The organism is Streptomyces albireticuli (assembly GCF_002192455.1).
Classification (GTDB): Bacteria; Actinomycetota; Actinomycetes; order Streptomycetales; family Streptomycetaceae; genus Streptomyces; species Streptomyces albireticuli_B.
Genome location: NZ_CP021744.1, coordinates 2743936 through 2759663, shown reverse-complemented (window position 1 = coordinate 2759663; position 15728 = coordinate 2743936). Strand labels below are relative to the sequence as shown.

At 70.5% G+C, this 15728-nt stretch carries 13 protein-coding genes and 2 tRNA genes; 10 read left to right on the top strand and 5 right to left on the bottom strand.

Translation table 11 applies throughout. The features are described 5' to 3' along the window. The first annotated feature begins 61 nt into the window (after positions 1-61). The 3 genes from SMD11_RS11510 (at position 62) to SMD11_RS36825 (ending at position 2206) form a co-directional block, all read left to right on the top strand. A complete protein-coding gene (locus SMD11_RS11510; RefSeq protein ID WP_087926366.1) occupies positions 62-529 on the top strand; it encodes a molybdenum cofactor biosynthesis protein MoaE in 468 nt (155 codons plus the stop codon). Between the two features lie 287 nt (positions 530-816). Beyond that, positions 817-996 carry a hypothetical protein gene (locus SMD11_RS11505; protein ID WP_087926365.1) on the top strand — a complete coding sequence of 60 codons (180 nt, stop codon included), beginning with the start codon at positions 817-819 and terminating at the stop codon, positions 994-996. A 121-nt stretch (positions 997-1117) separates the two neighbouring features. Beyond that, the gene (locus SMD11_RS36825) at positions 1118-2206 is read left to right on the top strand and encodes a PDZ domain-containing protein (RefSeq protein WP_087926364.1); all 1089 of its coding nucleotides are present in this window, start codon (positions 1118-1120) and stop codon (positions 2204-2206) included. Between the two features lie 111 nt (positions 2207-2317). Here SMD11_RS36825 and SMD11_RS11495 read toward each other — a convergent pair whose 3' ends face one another. Next, positions 2318-2911, bottom strand: a complete 594-nt coding sequence (locus SMD11_RS11495) for a PPA1309 family protein (protein WP_418952434.1) — start codon at positions 2909-2911, stop codon at positions 2318-2320. Positions 2912-3055: 144 nt separating this feature from the next. On the opposite strand from SMD11_RS11495, the gene SMD11_RS11490 reads away from it, so the two are divergent. The 4 genes from SMD11_RS11490 (at position 3056) to SMD11_RS11475 (ending at position 8374) form a co-directional block, all read left to right on the top strand. Beyond that, positions 3056-5968, top strand: coding sequence for a UPF0182 family protein (locus SMD11_RS11490; RefSeq protein WP_087926363.1), 2913 nt, complete (start codon positions 3056-3058; stop codon positions 5966-5968). 53 nt (positions 5969-6021) lie between these two features. Continuing rightward, positions 6022-6095: transfer RNA gene (locus SMD11_RS11485), tRNA-Met, on the top strand. Between the two features lie 247 nt (positions 6096-6342). Further along, entirely contained in the window at positions 6343-8211 is a 1869-nt protein-coding gene (locus SMD11_RS11480; RefSeq protein ID WP_087926362.1) for a tetratricopeptide repeat protein, read from the top strand. Between the two features lie 89 nt (positions 8212-8300). Further along, positions 8301-8374 (top strand) — tRNA-Met (locus tag SMD11_RS11475). 97 nt (positions 8375-8471) lie between these two features. Here SMD11_RS11475 and SMD11_RS11470 read toward each other — a convergent pair. Continuing rightward, a complete protein-coding gene (locus SMD11_RS11470; RefSeq protein WP_087926361.1) occupies positions 8472-8888 on the bottom strand; it encodes a Fur family transcriptional regulator in 417 nt (138 codons plus the stop codon). A gap of 162 nt (positions 8889-9050) precedes the next feature. Between SMD11_RS11470 and SMD11_RS11465 the strand changes: the two genes are divergently transcribed. Then, positions 9051-10526 carry a catalase gene (locus SMD11_RS11465; RefSeq protein ID WP_234366005.1) on the top strand — a complete coding sequence of 492 codons (1476 nt, stop codon included), beginning with the start codon at positions 9051-9053 and terminating at the stop codon, positions 10524-10526. Between the two features lie 133 nt (positions 10527-10659). On the opposite strand, the gene SMD11_RS11460 is transcribed toward SMD11_RS11465, so the two are convergent. Both SMD11_RS11460 and hisN read right to left on the bottom strand, forming a co-directional pair. Beyond that, a complete protein-coding gene (locus SMD11_RS11460) occupies positions 10660-11061 on the bottom strand; it encodes a cyclic nucleotide-binding/CBS domain-containing protein (RefSeq protein ID WP_087926359.1) in 402 nt (133 codons plus the stop codon). Positions 11062-11259: 198 nt separating this feature from the next. Continuing rightward, complete coding sequence (hisN, locus tag SMD11_RS11455; protein ID WP_087926358.1) at positions 11260-12054, bottom strand: histidinol-phosphatase; 795 nt, start codon at positions 12052-12054, stop codon at positions 11260-11262. A 125-nt stretch (positions 12055-12179) separates the two neighbouring features. Between hisN and SMD11_RS11450 the strand changes: the two genes are divergently transcribed. Then, complete coding sequence (locus SMD11_RS11450) at positions 12180-12875, top strand: TetR family transcriptional regulator (protein ID WP_087926357.1); 696 nt, start codon at positions 12180-12182, stop codon at positions 12873-12875. Here the strand turns inward: SMD11_RS11450 and SMD11_RS11445 are convergent. Next, entirely contained in the window at positions 12868-14568 is a 1701-nt protein-coding gene (locus SMD11_RS11445) for an ABC transporter family substrate-binding protein (protein ID WP_087926356.1), read from the bottom strand. The genes SMD11_RS11450 and SMD11_RS11445 overlap by 8 nt on opposite strands. Positions 14569-14736: 168 nt before the next feature. Between SMD11_RS11445 and SMD11_RS11440 the strand changes: the two genes are divergently transcribed. Continuing rightward, complete coding sequence (locus SMD11_RS11440; protein ID WP_087926355.1) at positions 14737-15720, top strand: ABC transporter permease; 984 nt, start codon at positions 14737-14739, stop codon at positions 15718-15720. Positions 15721-15728 lie beyond the last annotated feature (8 nt).

Here is a 15728-nt window from a genome sequence, read left to right as displayed (position 1 = left end):
CACGGGCGCTCGCACAGCCGACCGCCCGCCCCCGGTCCGCCGCGCTCCGGAGTGCGGCACGATGGACCGCATGGCCCGCACACATGACCACCCCGGCGAGCTCGCCGCCCCGGACCCCGTCCGCCTCCTCGCGATCCGCGACACCCCGCTGTCCGTGGACGAGGTCTTCGCGGCGGTCGGCGAGTCCTCGGCGGGCGGCACCGCCCTCTTCGTGGGCACGGTCCGTGACCACGACGGCGGCTCGGGCGTCGACGGGCTCGGCTATTCCGCGCACCCCTCGGCCGAGGCGGAGCTGCGCCGGGTCGCGGAGAAGGTCGCGGCGGACTTCCCGGTACGCGCGCTGGCGGCCGTCCACCGGGTGGGCGACCTGGCCATCGGTGACCTGGCCGTGGTGGTGGCCGTCTCCTGCCCGCACCGGGCGGAGGCGTTCGAGGCCTGCCGCAGACTGATCGACGACCTCAAGAGCGAGGTGCCGATCTGGAAGCACCAGAGGTTCTCGGACGGGACAGAAGAGTGGGTGGGCGCGTAGCGCCCTCGAGCAGGGAAATTGGGGGCACCTCCCAGCGGTAGCTGGGGGAGGGTGGGCGCGTAGCGCCCTCGAGCAGGGAAATTGGGGGCACCTCTCAGCGGTAGCTGGGGGAGGGTAGGGGCCTGAATCGGTCCCTCCGAGGCGCGTAAACCATCACCCCAAGCCACCTTCACCCCTGACGGGTGCGTTCCGCTTGCGTAACCGGCCCCCTGACGTGAGCGTTGAGGGGGCGGAAGATTAATCTGCTCATCAGTCAGTCATGGTGGCGCGAGGGTCGGGAGGGTGGCATGACAGCGCTCGTGTGGTTGCTGATTCCGGTCGCCGCGGCTGTCGTCGCGGCGCTGTGGGGCACCTGGGCTGCGTACGCGTCCCGCAACCGGAAGACCGGGGACGTCTCGGAGCTCGCCGGCTACGCGCGCTTCCGGGAGGCGATGGAGCGCTCGGACACGGGCAGCGGAGTCTCCTGAGCGCCGTCCGGAGCGGCGCCGGGCCCGTCCTGGGCGCCCCGCGTGAGACCGCGCGCCCCCCGCTTCCCCGGACGGACCGCCCCGAGGGTGGACTGTCCGACCGGTCCCGTACTGTCGTTCCATGCCCCGCCGCACCGCGACGATGCTCGCCTCCCTCCTGACGCTGATCGCGCTGCTCTGCGCCGGGGTGCTGATCCCCGTGCCGTATTCGGAGATGTCGCCGGGGCCGACGTACAACACGCTGGGTGAGCACGACGGCGAGCCGGTGCTCCAGATCTCGGGCCGTAAGACGTATCCGACCTCCGGCCACCTCAACATGACGACCGTCCGCGTCACCGGGTCCCAGTACCGGATGAACCTGGTCGAGGCGATCGCCGGCTGGATCGGCCACGACAATCTCGTCGTCCCGCACAGCACGCTCTACCCGGACGACAAGACCCCGGACCAGCTGAACCAGGAGACGGCGGAGGAGTTCAGCCAGTCCCAGGAGAGCGCCAAGGTCGCGGCGCTCAAGCAGCTGGACATCCCGGTGGGCACCCGCATCGTCGTGGCGTCCGTCGTCAAGGGCAGCCCCGCCGAGGGCAAGCTGCACGCGGGCGACGTGATCAAGTCCGTCGACGGCAAGGAGATCAAGCAGCCGGGCGACGTCGCCAAGCTGGTCACCGGGCACAAGCCGGGCGAGAACGTGACGTTCGTGATCGTGCCCGCCAAGGAGGCGGCCGCGGCGGAGAAGGAGAGGCGGGAGCCCAAGGGCGAGCAGACCGTCACCCTGACCACCGGCAAGGCGCCCGACGACAAGCGGGCGATCGTCGGGATCCAGGCGGGCACCGACCACACCTTCCCGTTCACCATCAACATCAAGCTGACGGACGTCGGCGGCCCGAGCGCGGGCCTGATGTTCGCCCTCGGGATAGTCGACAAGCTCACGCCGGACGACCTCACGGGCGGCAAGTTCGTCGCCGGTACGGGCACGATCGACGAGAACGGCAAGGTCGGGCCGATCGGCGGCATCGAGATGAAGACGGTCGGCGCGCGCTCCAAGGGCGCCCGGTACTTCCTGACGCCCAAGGCCAACTGCGCCGCGGCCGCGAAGGACGTCCCGTCGGGGCTGACCCTGGTCAAGGTCGACACCATCGACGACGCGATGAAGTCACTGGAGAAGATCCGCAAGGGCGACGCGGCGGGCCTGCCGCAGTGCTCCCGGAGCTGACCCCCTCGGCGCTGACCGCTCGGTATGCGCCAAAACGCCGGGCGGGCCGGAAGATCCAGCCCGCCCGGCGCATTTCAAGGACGAATCGGTAGGTGTCGGACCCGCCCGGGCTCAGTCGGCGAACGTGGCCGACAGCGCCTCGGCCAGCCCCGGCACCAGATCGGCGCCGGTCAGCACCTCGGTCGGGGTGTCCTTCTCGCGCAGCCGTACCGCGGACTCGCGGGCGCCGTCGCGCAGCACCGCCACCGTCATCCGGACCTCCTGGCGGTCCGGGTGGGCGGCGACCCACTTGGCGAGCTGCTTCTCGTTCAGGCCGTTGGGCACGGTGCCCTCGGCGGACGGCGGCAGCATCAGGCGCTCCACGGTCAGGGCGCACCCGGTCACCGCGTCGGGCCAGGCGATCGTGCCGAGGAACTTGTCCAGCGGCGTGCCGGCGGGCACCTCGTCCTGCTCGATCGGGGTGTACGAGCCGGCCTTGGCGTCGGCGTCGAGGCCGAGCTGGGCGGCGAGGCCGGGCTCCTGGGCGCGCAGCTTGGCGGTGTCGACGAGGGCGAACAGCCGGGCCGGCTGGTCCCAGCCGAGGGTGGAGGCGTACTCGTCGATCTCGAGGACGGCGCGGGTCAGCGGGCTGGCCGCCATGGGGGTGTTCGGCACGGCGGCGTCGGAGGCGTCGTGGGGGTCGGGAAGGCTGGAAGTGCTGGACATGCTCAATATCGTGCCCTGAGAGTGACCAAAAACGGGAACTGAGTAAAGCCTCGGTAAGTTGCCATCGTGGGCCCTAGGATCACTGGGCCCTGATCGACAGCTCCATTCACAGCGAACTTCGAGGTGCGCACCTTGGCTTTCCAGATGCCGGACCGCGGCGGAGGCCCGTCAGGGCCACGGATCAGAGTTGGCCGCCCGTCCCGGCGGATCCGGACCCTGCTGATGACATTGGGCGTGCTGGCCGCACTGGCCATGCTCTTCGTCATGTTCGCCGGGTTCTGGACGGACTGGCTCTGGTACCGCTCGGTCAAGTACTCCTCGGTGTTCACCACCACCCTCGGTACCAAGGTCGGCCTGTTCGCCGTCTTCGGGCTGCTGATGGCCGTCGTGGTGGGCGTCAACATCTGGCTGGCCCACCGGCTGCGGCCGCCGCTGAGCGCGATGTCGATGGAGCAGCAGAGCCTCGACCGCTACCGCATGAGCATCGCCCCGTACAAGAAGTGGGTGCTGCTCGCGGTCTCCGCGCTCGTCGGGCTGGTCGCGGGCGCCTCCGCGGCCGGGCAGTGGCGCACCTGGCTCATGTGGATCAACGGCGTCTCCTTCCAGCAGAAGGACCCGCAGTTCCACAAGGACATCTCCTTCTACACCTTCGACCTGCCCTGGTACCGCTTCCTGCTGAGCTTCGGCTTCGCGGCGGCGGTCCTGTCGCTGATCGCCGCCGCCCTGGTGCACTACCTCTACGGCGGCCTGCGGCTGACCAGCCCCGGCGGGCGGGCCACCGCGGCGGCCACCGGGCACCTCTCGGTCCTGCTCGGCCTCTTCGTGACGCTCAAGGCCATCGCGTACTGGCTGGACCGGTACGGCCTGGCGGTGAAGTCCAGCGGGCTGAAGTCGACGGACGGCTGGACGGGTCTGCGCTATGTGGACGCCAACGCCTATCTGCCGGCCAAGACGATCCTCTTCATCATCGCGCTGATCTGCGCGGTGCTGTTCTTCGCCACGCTCTGGCGCCGCACCTGGCAGCTGCCGGTGATCGGTTTCGGTCTGATGGTGCTCTCGGCGGTGCTGATCGGCGGGCTCTACCCGGCGATCGTGCAGAAATTCCAGGTCCAGCCGAACGAGCAGGCCAAGGAAGCGCCGTACATCAAGAAGAACATCACGGCCACGCGCGAGGCCTATGACATCGACGGCTCCGATGTGAAGGACTACAAGGGCACGAGCGACGTCAAGGGCAAGGACGCGGAGAAGCTGCGCGCCGCGGCGAACTCCACGGCCAGCCTGCGGCTGCTCGACCCGAACATCGTCTCGCCGACGTTCCAGCAGCAACAGCAGATCCGTGGCTACTACCAATTCCCGTCCACCCTCGACGTCGACCGCTACAAGATCGACGGCAAGGAGCAGGACACGGTCATCGGTCTGCGCGAGCTGAACATCAAGGGCATTCCCGAGCGCAATTGGATCAACGACCACTTCAAGTACACCCACGGCTACGGCGCCATCACCGCCAAGGGCACAACGACCGACGGCGCCGGCGCCCCGGACTTCACCGACAAGAACCTGCCCACCGAGGGCATGCTCAAGAAGTACGAGCAGCGGGTCTACTACGGCGAGAAGACCACGCAGTACTCCATCGTCGGCGGCCCGCAGAAGGAGCTGGACTACTCCAGCGACAGCGGTGAGAAGAGCTATTCGTACCAGGGCAAGAGCGGCGTGAGCCTCTCCAACCCGGTCAACCGCGCCGCGTACGCGGTGGCCTTCGGCGAGCCCCAGATCCTCTACTCCGGCGCCATCGGCGAGGGCTCGCGGATCCTGTACAACCGCACGCCCAAGGAGCGCGTCGAATCCGTCGCCCCCTGGCTGACCATCGACGGCGACGCCTACCCGGCCGTGGTCGACGGCCGCATCCAGTGGATCGTGGACGCCTACACCACGAGCAACGGATATCCGTACGCCTCCCGCACCACCCTCGGTGACACCACCGCGGATTCCCTGACCACGGGGCAGCGGGCCGTGGTGGCCCAGCAGAACCAGGTCAATTACATCCGCAATTCCGTCAAGGCGACCGTGGACGCCTACGACGGCACCGTGAAGCTCTACCAGTGGGACACCAAGGACCCGGTCCTCAAGACCTGGATGAAGGCCTTCCCGGGGACGGTCAAGGCGAAGAGCGAGATCAGCGGCACGCTGATGGACCACCTGCGCTACCCGCAGGATCTCTTCAAGGTCCAGCGCGAGCTGCTCACCCGCTACCACGTCACCGACCCGGGCACCTTCTACACCGGCAGTGAGCGCTGGCAGGTCCCGGACGACCCGACCAAGAGCAAGGGCAACGCGGTCCCGCCGTACTACCTGAGCATGAAGATGCCGGGCCAGTCGCAGCAGGCCTTCTCGCTGACGACCACGTTCACCCCCAAGAGCAGGGAGAACCTGGGCGCCTTCATGGCGATCGACGCCGACGCGAAGAGCAAGGACTACGGCAGGATCAGAATTCTGAAACTGCCGACCGAGAATCCGGTGCTGGGTCCCCAGCAGGTCCAGAGCAAGTTCAACAGCGAGACGGAGATCGCCAACGAGATCAACATCCTGAAGAAGGGTGACTCGGAGATCGAGTACGGCAATCTGCTGACCGTTCCCCTGGACGGCGGACTGCTGTACGTGGAGCCGGTGTACGTGCGCGGCAACCGCACGAACTACCCGCTGCTGAAGAAGGTGCTGGTCACCTACGGCGACCGGACGGCCTTCAAGAACACCCTGGACGAGGCGCTCGCCGAGATCTTCGGCGGCAAGGCCGACAGCGGCACCAAGCCCCCGGAGGGCACCAAGCCGCCCGAGGGCACGCCGCAGCCGCCCGCGGAGAGTCCCACGGTCAAGCAGGCCGTGAAGGACGCCCAGACGGCGTACGAGGCCGGGGAGAAGGCGCTGGAGGCCAAGGACTGGACGGCCTACGGCAAGGCCCAGAAGGACCTCAAGGACGCCCTGGACCGGATCGCCAAGGCCGAGGCCGGCGGCACCGGGGGTTCCGGGGGTCAGGACAAGGGCGACAAGCCCAACAGCTGACGGGCGGCCGGTAAGGCCCCACTCCGCGCCGTGGTACGGTTGTTCCACAACGGCGCGGGGTGGAGCAGCTCGGTAGCTCGCTGGGCTCATAACCCAGAGGTCGCAGGTTCAAATCCTGTCCCCGCTACTCAAAGACAAGGCCCGGAGTCCTCGGACTCCGGGCCTTGTCGTGTGCCCGGACCCGGGCGGCCCGGACCGCGAGGTGCCCGGACCGCGAGGTGTCCGGGAGGCGCGGACTGTGCGGGTTGTGTGCGGGGCTTCTGTGGAGAGTTTGGAGCCCCGTCGTGTCGGGAAGTCGGGAAGTCGACAAAACGCTGAAGTGACCTCACTGGCTGCGGCATACCAGGTGTACGCGGGTTGCGGGTGGTGCGACGATGGAGCTTATGGGGGACAGGACGAGGCTGTGGGAGACAGGTCGGCTTGTAGAAGCTCCCGGTGACGGGAGCGAACAGGAAGTGCCGTACGCCCGGACGGCGGATTCGGCCGACGCGGGCGACCCCGCCGACCTCGAGCTGGAGACTGCCCGCCGCCGTGCCGCGGAGACCGGTGACCCCGCCGCCCTGAGCATGCTCGGCGCCCTGCTGCTGCGCCGTGGCGACCTCGACGGGGCCGAGCGTCACCTGAGGGCCGCGACCGCCGACGGCGACCGCTCGGCCGCCAACAACCTGGGCGTCCTGCTGCACCAGCGGGGCTACGCCGACGAGGCCGCCGGCTGGTGGCGCATCGCCGCCGTCGCCGGTTCCGCCGCCGCCGCGCACGCCCTCGGCCGCTACCACCGCGAGCGCGGCGACGAGCCCGCCGCCGAGTACTGGCTGCGCCAGTCGGCGGAGTCCGGGCACGCCCTCGGCGCGTACGCCCTCGCCGACCTGCTGGAGCACCGCAGCGACGTCGGCGCCGAGCGCTGGTTCCGGGCCGCCGCCGAGCGGGGCCACCGCGAGGCGGCGTACCGCCTGGCACGCATCCTGGGCGGCCGCGCGCCGCGCGCCCGCTCCGGCGGCCTCGGCCCCGGCGGCGTGGAGACCTCCGTCCGCGAGCTGCGGGCCGCCGCGGCCGACAGCCGGGACGGCGGGCCGGCCGGCGAGGCCGAGCAGTGGTACCGGCAGGCGGCCGCCCGCGGCCACCGCCGCGCCGCCCTGCACCTGGGCACGCTCCTGGAGGGCCGCGGCGAGATCCAGGAGGCCGCCCGCTGGTATCTGACGTCCGCCAAGGACGGCGAGGCGCGGGCCGCCTGCGCGCTCGGCTTCCTGCTGCGCGACGCCGGTGACACCGACAGCGCCGCCGTCTGGTGGCGCCGCGCCGCCCAGGACGGCGACGGCAACGCCGCCAACGCCCTGGGCGCCCTGCACGCCGACCGCGGCGAGTCCGGCGAGGCCGAGCGCTGGTACCGCGCGGCCCTGGACGCCGGTGACATCAACGGCGCCTACAACCTCGGCCTGCTCTGCGCGGAGCAGGGCCGCACGGCCCAGGCCGAGCAGTGGTACCGCCGCGCGGCCTACGCCGGGCACAAGGAGGCGGCCAACGCCCTGGCCGTGCTGCTGCTCCAGGGCGGTGACGCCGCCGGCGCCGAGCCGTGGTTCTCCAAGGCCGCGGAGGCCGGCAGCGTCGACGCCGCCTTCAACCTGGGCATCCTCTACGCCGGCCGGGACGAGGACCAGCAGGCCTTCCAGTGGTACGAGCGCGCCGCCACCGCGGGTCACACCGACGCCGCCCTCCAGGTCGCCATGGCCTTGATGCGGGACGGCGACGAGGAGGCCGCCGAGCGCCATCTGCGGGTCGCCGTGCGCGGCGGCAACGCCGAGGCCGCCTTCCGGCTGGGCGCCCTCCTCGACCGCGACGACGACGCGCGCGAGGAGTGCGAGGAGTGGTACGGCAAGGCGGCCCGGCAGGGCCACCGGCGCGCCCAGGTCCGGCTCGGCATGCTCGTCGCCGAGCGGGGCGACGTGGTGGAGGCCGCGCACTGGTACCGCGAGGCCGCGGAGGCGGGCAGCCGTAACGGCGCCTTCAACCTCGGCCTGCTCCTGGCCCGCGAGGGCAGCGAGCCGGAGGCGGCCTTGTGGTGGGCCCGCGCGGCCGAGGCGGGCCACGGCCGCGCCGCCCTGCGGCTGGCCCTGCTGGCGGCCCGGCGCGGTGATCTCACGGAGGGCAGGCACTGGTGCGACTGCGCCGTGGAGCTGGGCCCGGCGGAGGTCTCGGAGCGGGCGGCGCGCTTGCGCGACGCCTTGCAGCAGGAGCTGACGGCCTGATCGCCGGGGCCCGGGAGCAGGCTCCCGGGCCCCGGGGGCCTCACCCGTTTGCCATGGTCGTCGTCGGCGGGTTAGAGTGGCGTTACCGACGCGGGGTGGAGCAGCTCGGTAGCTCGCTGGGCTCATAACCCAGAGGTCGCAGGTTCAAATCCTGTCCCCGCTACTTGCGGACGAAGGCCCGGATCCTGAGGATCCGGGCCTTCATCGTATGTGCGTAGGACGGCCGCGTGCAAAAGCGGGCGGCGCGAGGCCGCCCGCCGTCAGCCCGCCGCGCAGTTGGGGCACAGACCCCGGTAGGTCACCTCGACCGCCGCGACCTGGAAGCCGAAGCGCTCCTCCGGCGGCAGCTCCGCCAGGAGATCGCCCGACGGGTGGACATCACGGATCGTGCCGCACTGGGAGCACACCAGGTGCTGGTGGGCGTGGTGCGCGTTCGGGTCGTAGCGCTTGGCGCGTCCGTCCGTGCTCACCTCCATGATCTCGCCCAGGGAGACCAGCTCCCCGAGGGTGTTGTACACCGTGGCGCGTGAGATCTCCGGCAGCAGATGCGCCGCCCGGGCGTGCACCTCGTCCGCGGTGTAGTGCACATGGTCCCCGTCGAGGACCTCGGCGACGACGCGTCGCTGCGCGGTCAGCCGCCAGCCGCGTCCCCGGAGCCGTTCCAGCAGGTCACTCATGCCATTCACCTATCAGTCAGATGGGACCAGCGTAGCAGCGGGCCCTGTCCATCACTGGACCTGATGTTTATCTCTCCCTCTTCTTGACTTAGACAAAGTCCAATGTAGGATCGAGCTCGGTTCAGGCCAAGGTGGCAGGGCGAGATGACGACGGAGGCAGACGTGTCGGTTCAGAGCGAGGCCGTGACGCAGACGGGTCCGCTGACCACGGAGTCCGGAGCTCCGGTCGCGGACAACCAGAACAGCGAGACCGCGGGCATCGGTGGCCCCGTCCTGGTCCAGGACCAGCTCCTGATGGAGAAGCTCGCGCACTTCAACCGGGAGCGCATCCCGGAGCGCGTGGTGCACGCCCGCGGCGCCGGCGCCTACGGCACCTTCACCGTGACCGCGGACGTCACCCGGTGGACCCGCGCCGCCTTCCTCTCCGAGGTCGGCAAGCAGACGGAGACCTTCCTCCGCTTCTCCACCGTCGCCGGCAACCTCGGTTCGGCCGACGCCGTCCGTGACCCTCGCGGATTCGCGCTGAAGTTCTACACCGAAGAGGGGAACTACGACCTCGTCGGCAACAACACCCCGGTGTTCTTCATCAAGGACGCCATCAAGTTCCCCGACTTCATCCACACCCAGAAGCGCGACCCGTACACCGGCTCGCAGGAGGCGGACAACGTCTGGGACTTCTGGGGTCTCTCGCCGGAGTCCACCCACCAGGTGACCTGGCTGTTCGGTGACCGCGGCATCCCGGCGACGCTGCGCCACATGAACGGCTACGGCTCGCACACCTACCAGTGGAACAACGAGGCCGGCGAGGTCTTCTGGGTCAAGTACCACTTCAAGACCGACCAGGGCATCGAGAACCTCACCCAGGACGAGGCCAACAAGCTCGCCGGTGAGGACCCGGACTCCCACCAGCGCGACCTGCGCGAGTCCATCGAGCGCGGCGACTTCCCGAGCTGGACCGTCCAGGTGCAGATCATGCCGGCGGCCGACGCGGCCACGTACCGCTTCAACCCGTTCGACCTCACCAAGGTGTGGCCGCACGAGGACTACCCGCCGATCGAGATCGGCAAGCTGGAGCTCAACCGCAACCCGGAGAACGTCTTCGCCGAGGTCGAGCAGTCGATCTTCTCGCCGGCGCACTTCGTGCCGGGCATCGGCCCCTCCCCGGACAAGATGCTCCAGGGCCGGCTCTTCGCCTACGGCGACGCCCACCGCTACCGCGTCGGCATCAACGCCGACCACCTGCCGGTGAACCGTCCGCACGCCACCGAGGCCCGGACGAACAGCCGCGACGGCTACGCCTACGACGGCCGCCACGGCCGCGCCAAGAACTACGAGCCCAACAGCTTCGGCGGCCCGGCCCAGACCGGCCGCCCGCTGTGGCAGCCGGTCCCCGTGACCGGTGCGACGGGCAACACCGCCGCCCCCTCGCACGCCGAGGACAACGACTTCGTCCAGGCGGGCAACCTCTACCGGCTGATGTCGGAGGAGGAGAAGGAGCGCCTGATCGCCAACCTCGCCGGCTTCATCGCCAAGGTGTCGCGCGACGACATCGCCGAGCGCGCGATCAACAACTTCCGCCAGGCGGACCCCGACTACGGCAAGCGGCTCGAAGCCGCGGTCCAGGCCCTGCGCGGCTGAGCGCCCCGCGGCGGGTGAACCGCCGCGGGGGCTGTCCCACCAGCCGCTTGCCGTAAGAACGGAGAGGCCGGACGCCAATGGGCTCCGGCCTCTCCGGCTGCCCGCGGGCACCCCTGTCCGGAGCGTCCGGCCCTCAGGCCGACAGCGCGTCCTCCCGTGCCCGCTGGGACACCCAGGAGCGGATGATGTCGCGCACCGACACCACGCCCACCGGCCCCTGGCCGTCCAGGACGACGAGATGCCGGAAGCCGCCGCGCGACATGGCGTTCGCGGCCTCGTCGAGGGTCCACTCGGGGGCCGCGAAGACCACGTCGGTGGTGGTGTGGGCGTGGGCCGTCTCCCGGTCGGGGTCCTGGCCGGCGCCGACCGAGTTGAGGATGTCGCGCTCGGTGAGGATGCCGAGCCCGCACGTATCGGGGTCCAGGACGACCGCGGCGCCTATCCTGCGCGCGGACATCAGCCGTGCTGCCTGTCGGAGGGTGTGTGCGGGACCGATGGTGAGGACCACCGTGCTCATGGCGTCGCGGACGAGCATGGCTGGAGCCACCTCCTTGGCGGACCGTGAACTCCGAGAAGGAATTCACAAGTTCACAAGCGTGGAGTTCTCATCGTCACACGGTCCCGGGGGGACAACAAGGGGCGCGCGGGGCCGGAATATCCCTGCCGTGCGCTCCGGGGGGAGACGCCCCGGAGCGGGGGCGCGCGTCGGGGCCCGCGACCGGGCCCCGGGTACCTACGACTGGAGGTAGCCCAGCAGCTCGTCGTGGAGCAGGCCGTTCGAGGCGGCGGCGTTGCCGCTGTGCGGGCCGGGCACCCCGTCCAGGCCGGTGAAGCGGCCGCCCGCCTCCTCGACGATGACGACGTTGGCCGCCATGTCCCACAGGGACAGCTCCGGCTCGGCGCAGATGTCCACCGATCCCTCGGCGACCATCATGTACGGCCAGAAGTCGCCGTAGCCGCGCGTCCGCCAGCAGTCGCGGGTCAGGTCCAGGAAGCCCGGCAGCATCCCGCGCTCCTCCCAGCCGCTCAGCGAGGAGTAGGCGAAGGACGCGTCCGAGATCCGGCCGACCCGCGAGACCTGGAGCCGGGTGGCCGAGGTCAGGCTGCGGCCGGTGTAGGCGCCCGAGTCCCTGGCGGCCCACCAGCGGCGGCCCAGGGCCGGCGCCGAGACCACACCGACGACCGGCTGGTAGCCGCCCTCGCCCTGCACCATCAGCGAGATCAGCGTGGCCCAGACCGGCACCCCGCGGACGTAGTTCTTCGTGCCGTCGATCGGGTCGATGACCCAGCGGCGCGGCCCGGTGCCGTCGCTGCCGAACTCCTCGCCCAGGACGGCGTCGCGCGGACGGGCCCGCTGGAGATGGCCGCGGATCAGCTCCTCGGCGGCCTTGTCCGCCTCGCTCACCGGAGTCATGTCCGGTTTGGTCTCGACCTTGAGGTCGAGAGCCTTGAACCGGTCCATGGTCGCCGCGTCGGCGGCGTCCGCCAGGACATGGGCCAGGCGCAGATCATCGTGGTAGTCGGACATGGCTGAACAGTACCTGTGGGTGCCCTTCGGTCGGCCGAGGCCCGCCAGGACTCTTGACACCGTATGGCGGTACGTCAATTCTGTGCGCACGACCGCCGTGCGGCCGCACGGCCGGGGAGGCGACGATGCCCGCGGCACGAGAGCTTTTGCTGGACGCGGCCTTCGCGGCGCTCGGCAGCCGGCCCTGGAGCGGGGTCCGGATGGTCGACGTCGCGGCCGCCGCCGGGGTCTCCCGGCAGACGCTCTACAACGAATTCGGCAGCAAGGACGGTCTGGCGCGCGCCCTGGTGCGGCGCGAGACGGAGGCCTTCCTCGCGGGTGTCGTACGGGCCCTCGCCGGGCCCGGTCCCGGCGCGGACGCGGGGGCCCGCTGTGCCGCCGGAGCCGTATGGATCCTGCGTACGGCCCGTGTCAACCCCCTCGTGCGGGCCGCGCTGACCGGTTGCCGGGGCGACCGGGTCCCCGCGGCGGCGGCCCCCGCCGACCCGGCGCGGCGGGCCGCGCCCGGCTCCGCCGCGGCCCGCGCCACCCCGACGCCGGGAGGTCTGGCCGACGGCGTCCGGGACCGTGTCGTCGAGGCGGTCACGGCCGGGACGGCGGGTGCGGAGGGTCCGGCGGGAGACGCCGGGGACCGCGTGGCGGGGCCGGCCGGGGACGCCGGCCGGCCGGTGGGCGGGGTGCCGTGGGCCTGTGAGATGGCCGTCCGGCTGACGCTCTCCTACGTGGTCGCGCCGGTCGGCCCGGACGAGGAGGCCGCCGCGGATGTCGCCCGTCTGGTCCGCGCTCTTGTGGGCGACGGCCGCGGCGGCGGGTTCACTTGAGCCAGCCGATGCGGACGCTCGTCTCGCTGCCGAGCCCCGGGGCGCCGGTGTTGGCGAGGCCCTTGCGGACGGCCAGGATCTGCGGGCGCTGGTAGAGCGGCAGGGAGTGGCCGAGCTCCCAGACCTTGGCGTCGGCCTCGTTGTAGAGCGCGATCTGCTTCTGCGGGTCCGTGGTCCGGGACGCCTCCACCATCAGCTTGTCGACCTCGGGCGAGGAGACGCGGCCGTAGTTGCCGAAGGAGTTGTCGCCGTCCGGCTGCCGGTAGTCCTGGTAGGAGTCGGAGCGGTAGACGCGGTCGACCTGGCGGAACTGGGTGAGGTCGTAGTTGCTCCGGTGGACGTACCGGTCGAAGTAGTCGTCGCCCGGCACCTTGCGCAGCTCGGTCTTGACGCCGATCTCGCCGAGCATCTGCTGGGTGAGCTTGGCCTGGTCCTCCGCGAGCCCGGCGGCGTCGGAGGGCATCACGTACTCCAGGGTCAGCGGCTTGCCGTCCTTGGTGCGCGGCTTGCCCGCGCCCTCGTCCTTCCAGCCCGCCTCGTCCAGCAGCTTCTTCGCCCGGGCGACGTCGCGCTTGGCGAAGGCCCCCGCGTTGTCCCGGTAGCCCTCCTGGTTGGGCATGAAGAAGTGGTTGTTCACCACCTTGGGCTGGAAGGGGAGGTCCTTTCCGGCCACCTTCACCAGCGCCTCGCGGTCCACGCCCAGCGTCACCGCCTGCCGGACCCTGACGTCCTGGAGCGGACCCCGCCCGCCGTTGAGGCTGAGCGTCACCTGGTCCCAGCGGGCGCCGACGCGGAAGTCGGTGTCCTTGTCCTCCTTCAGCCGCTTGTACGCCTCGGGGGTGACCGCGGGGGTCTCGTGGATCTCCTTGTTGAGGTACGCGTCGGTCCGGGCCGTGCTGTCCATGGCCCAGAAGATGTACTTGTCCAGCTTCGGCTTCTCGCCCCACCAGGCCGGGTCCGGCACCAGGGTGATCGTCTTCGCGGTCTTGTCGTACTGCCCGACCTTCCAGGCGTTCGACGTCACGGGGACGGTCCCGGCCCAGCTCTTGTTGAAGCTGTCCGGGGTGGCGTTGAGGGACGCCGGGAGCAGCGGGTCGAAGAGCCGCTGCCAGTCGGCGAACGGGGTGGCGAAGGTGACCCGGACCTCGTGCTCGTCCTTGCCCTGCTCGACCTTGGCTATCTGGTCGTAGCCGCTGGTGGTCGCGACCTGGTAGCCCTTGTCCTTGCCGCTGAGGGCCTTCCACTGGGCCTCGAAGTCGGCGACGCCCAGCGGCTTGCCGTCCGACCACTTGGCCTTCGGGTTCAGCTCGTACGACACGACCTGCGGGTCGGTGGAGACGACCTTCGCGGAGGCGAGGAAGTCCGGGTTGGAGTGCGGGACGCCCTTGGCGTCGAAGGTGAACAGGTCCGGCTCCACCAGCTCCGTGATGGCGGAGGCGTCGCCCTGTGTGCCGTCCGTCTGGTTGGGGTTGTACTGGTTGATCCACTGCTGGATCGACACCTTGTACACGCCGCCCTGCTTGAGGTCGCCGGCCGGGTGCGGGTTGAGGTCCTGGGTGCCCGCCGCCGGTGCGGCCTTGCCCTGCGCGTCGTCGTCGGCGGAGCCGCTCCCTCCGCCGCCGCAGGCGGTGAGTACCAGCGCGGCGGAGACGGTCGCGGCGACGACGGCAGCGGCTCTGACGGCGCTGATCATGGGCGGAGTTCCTCTCGACTGGCGTACGTACGGCCCGGTCACCGTATGCACGTAACACCAGTCACAACAGGTCAGTTGAATGGGCGTTCGAAGCATTTATCACGCCTGAAACATCTATGAAACATGAAGAAACCAGTCCGCTTCATCCAGCGGATAGCGTCACCCACCGTGCTCGCCTATCTGACCAAACGGCTCGGGTACTACGCCGTGCTCCTGGCCGTGGCCGTCTTCGTGTCCTACGTGCTCTCGTCGCTCGCGCTGTCCCCGCGCGGCTACTTCGAGGGCCGCCAACCCCCGCCGCCCGCCGACTCGGTGGAGGCGCAGCTGACCGCGCTCGGGATCAACGACCACACCCCGCTGCTCGACCGCTTCGCCACCTGGCTCTCGCACGCCGCGCGCGGCGACTTCGGCCGCACCATCGACAGCGGGAGCGTGGGTGAGGAGTTCGGCCGCCGGATCGGCGTCAGCCTGCGGCTGCTGGTGGCGGGCACGGTGCTCGGCACGGTCGTCGGGATCCTGGCCGGCGCCTGGGGAGCGCTCCGGCAGTATCGATTCTCCGACCGGGCGGTCACCGTCTTCGCGTTCCTGCTCCTCTCCACGCCGACCTTCCTGCTCGCCGTGCTCCTCAAGGTCGGCGCGATGAAGGTGAACCAGAGCGCGGGCACCGAGATCATCTCCTTCACCGGCGAGAAGACCCCCGGACTCACCGGTTCCGTAGGCACGTTGCTCGGCGACCGCGCCGTCCACCTGCTGCTGCCCACCCTGTCCATCGGGCTGGGCACCGCCGCCGCGTACAGCCGCTACCAGCGCGGCACCATGCTCGACGTGCTCGGCTCCGACTTCCTGCGCACCGCGCGGGCCAAGGGCCTCACCTACCGCAGGGCCGTCCTCACCCATGGGCTGCGGACCGCGCTCGTGCCCATGTCCACCTTCTTCGCCTACGGATTCCTGGCGCTGTTCACCGGCGCCGCGTTCACCGAGAAGATCTTCGGCTGGCACGGCATGGGCTCCTGGTTCATCGACTCCATCGGCAAGAGCGACATCAACTCCGTCGTCGCGGTCAATGTGTTCGCCGCCGTGATGGTGCTGCTCTCGGGCTTCCTGGCCGACGTCCTCCACGCCGCGCTCGACCCGCGCGTCCGCACCAGCTGAGCCTTGAC

Bases quoted from the DNA above. Each gene is read 5' to 3' on its own strand.
- SMD11_RS11510 (WP_087926366.1), top strand. From the start codon at position 62: ATGGACCGCATGGCCCGCACACATGACCACCCCGGCGAGCTCGCCGCC.
- SMD11_RS11505 (WP_087926365.1), top strand. From the start codon at position 817: ATGACAGCGCTCGTGTGGTTGCTGATTCCGGTCGCCGCGGCTGTCGTC.
- SMD11_RS36825 (WP_087926364.1), top strand. From the start codon at position 1,118: ATGCCCCGCCGCACCGCGACGATGCTCGCCTCCCTCCTGACGCTGATC.
- SMD11_RS11495 (WP_418952434.1), bottom strand. From the start codon at position 2,911: ATGTCCAGCACTTCCAGCCTTCCCGACCCCCACGACGCCTCCGACGCC.
- SMD11_RS11490 (WP_087926363.1), top strand. From the start codon at position 3,056: ATGCCGGACCGCGGCGGAGGCCCGTCAGGGCCACGGATCAGAGTTGGC.
- SMD11_RS11480 (WP_087926362.1), top strand. From the start codon at position 6,343: ATGGAGCTTATGGGGGACAGGACGAGGCTGTGGGAGACAGGTCGGCTT.
- SMD11_RS11470 (WP_087926361.1), bottom strand. From the start codon at position 8,888: ATGAGTGACCTGCTGGAACGGCTCCGGGGACGCGGCTGGCGGCTGACC.
- SMD11_RS11460 (WP_087926359.1), bottom strand. From the start codon at position 11,061: ATGCTCGTCCGCGACGCCATGAGCACGGTGGTCCTCACCATCGGTCCC.
- hisN (WP_087926358.1), bottom strand. From the start codon at position 12,054: ATGTCCGACTACCACGATGATCTGCGCCTGGCCCATGTCCTGGCGGAC.
- SMD11_RS11450 (WP_087926357.1), top strand. From the start codon at position 12,180: ATGCCCGCGGCACGAGAGCTTTTGCTGGACGCGGCCTTCGCGGCGCTC.
- SMD11_RS11445 (WP_087926356.1), bottom strand. From the start codon at position 14,568: ATGATCAGCGCCGTCAGAGCCGCTGCCGTCGTCGCCGCGACCGTCTCC.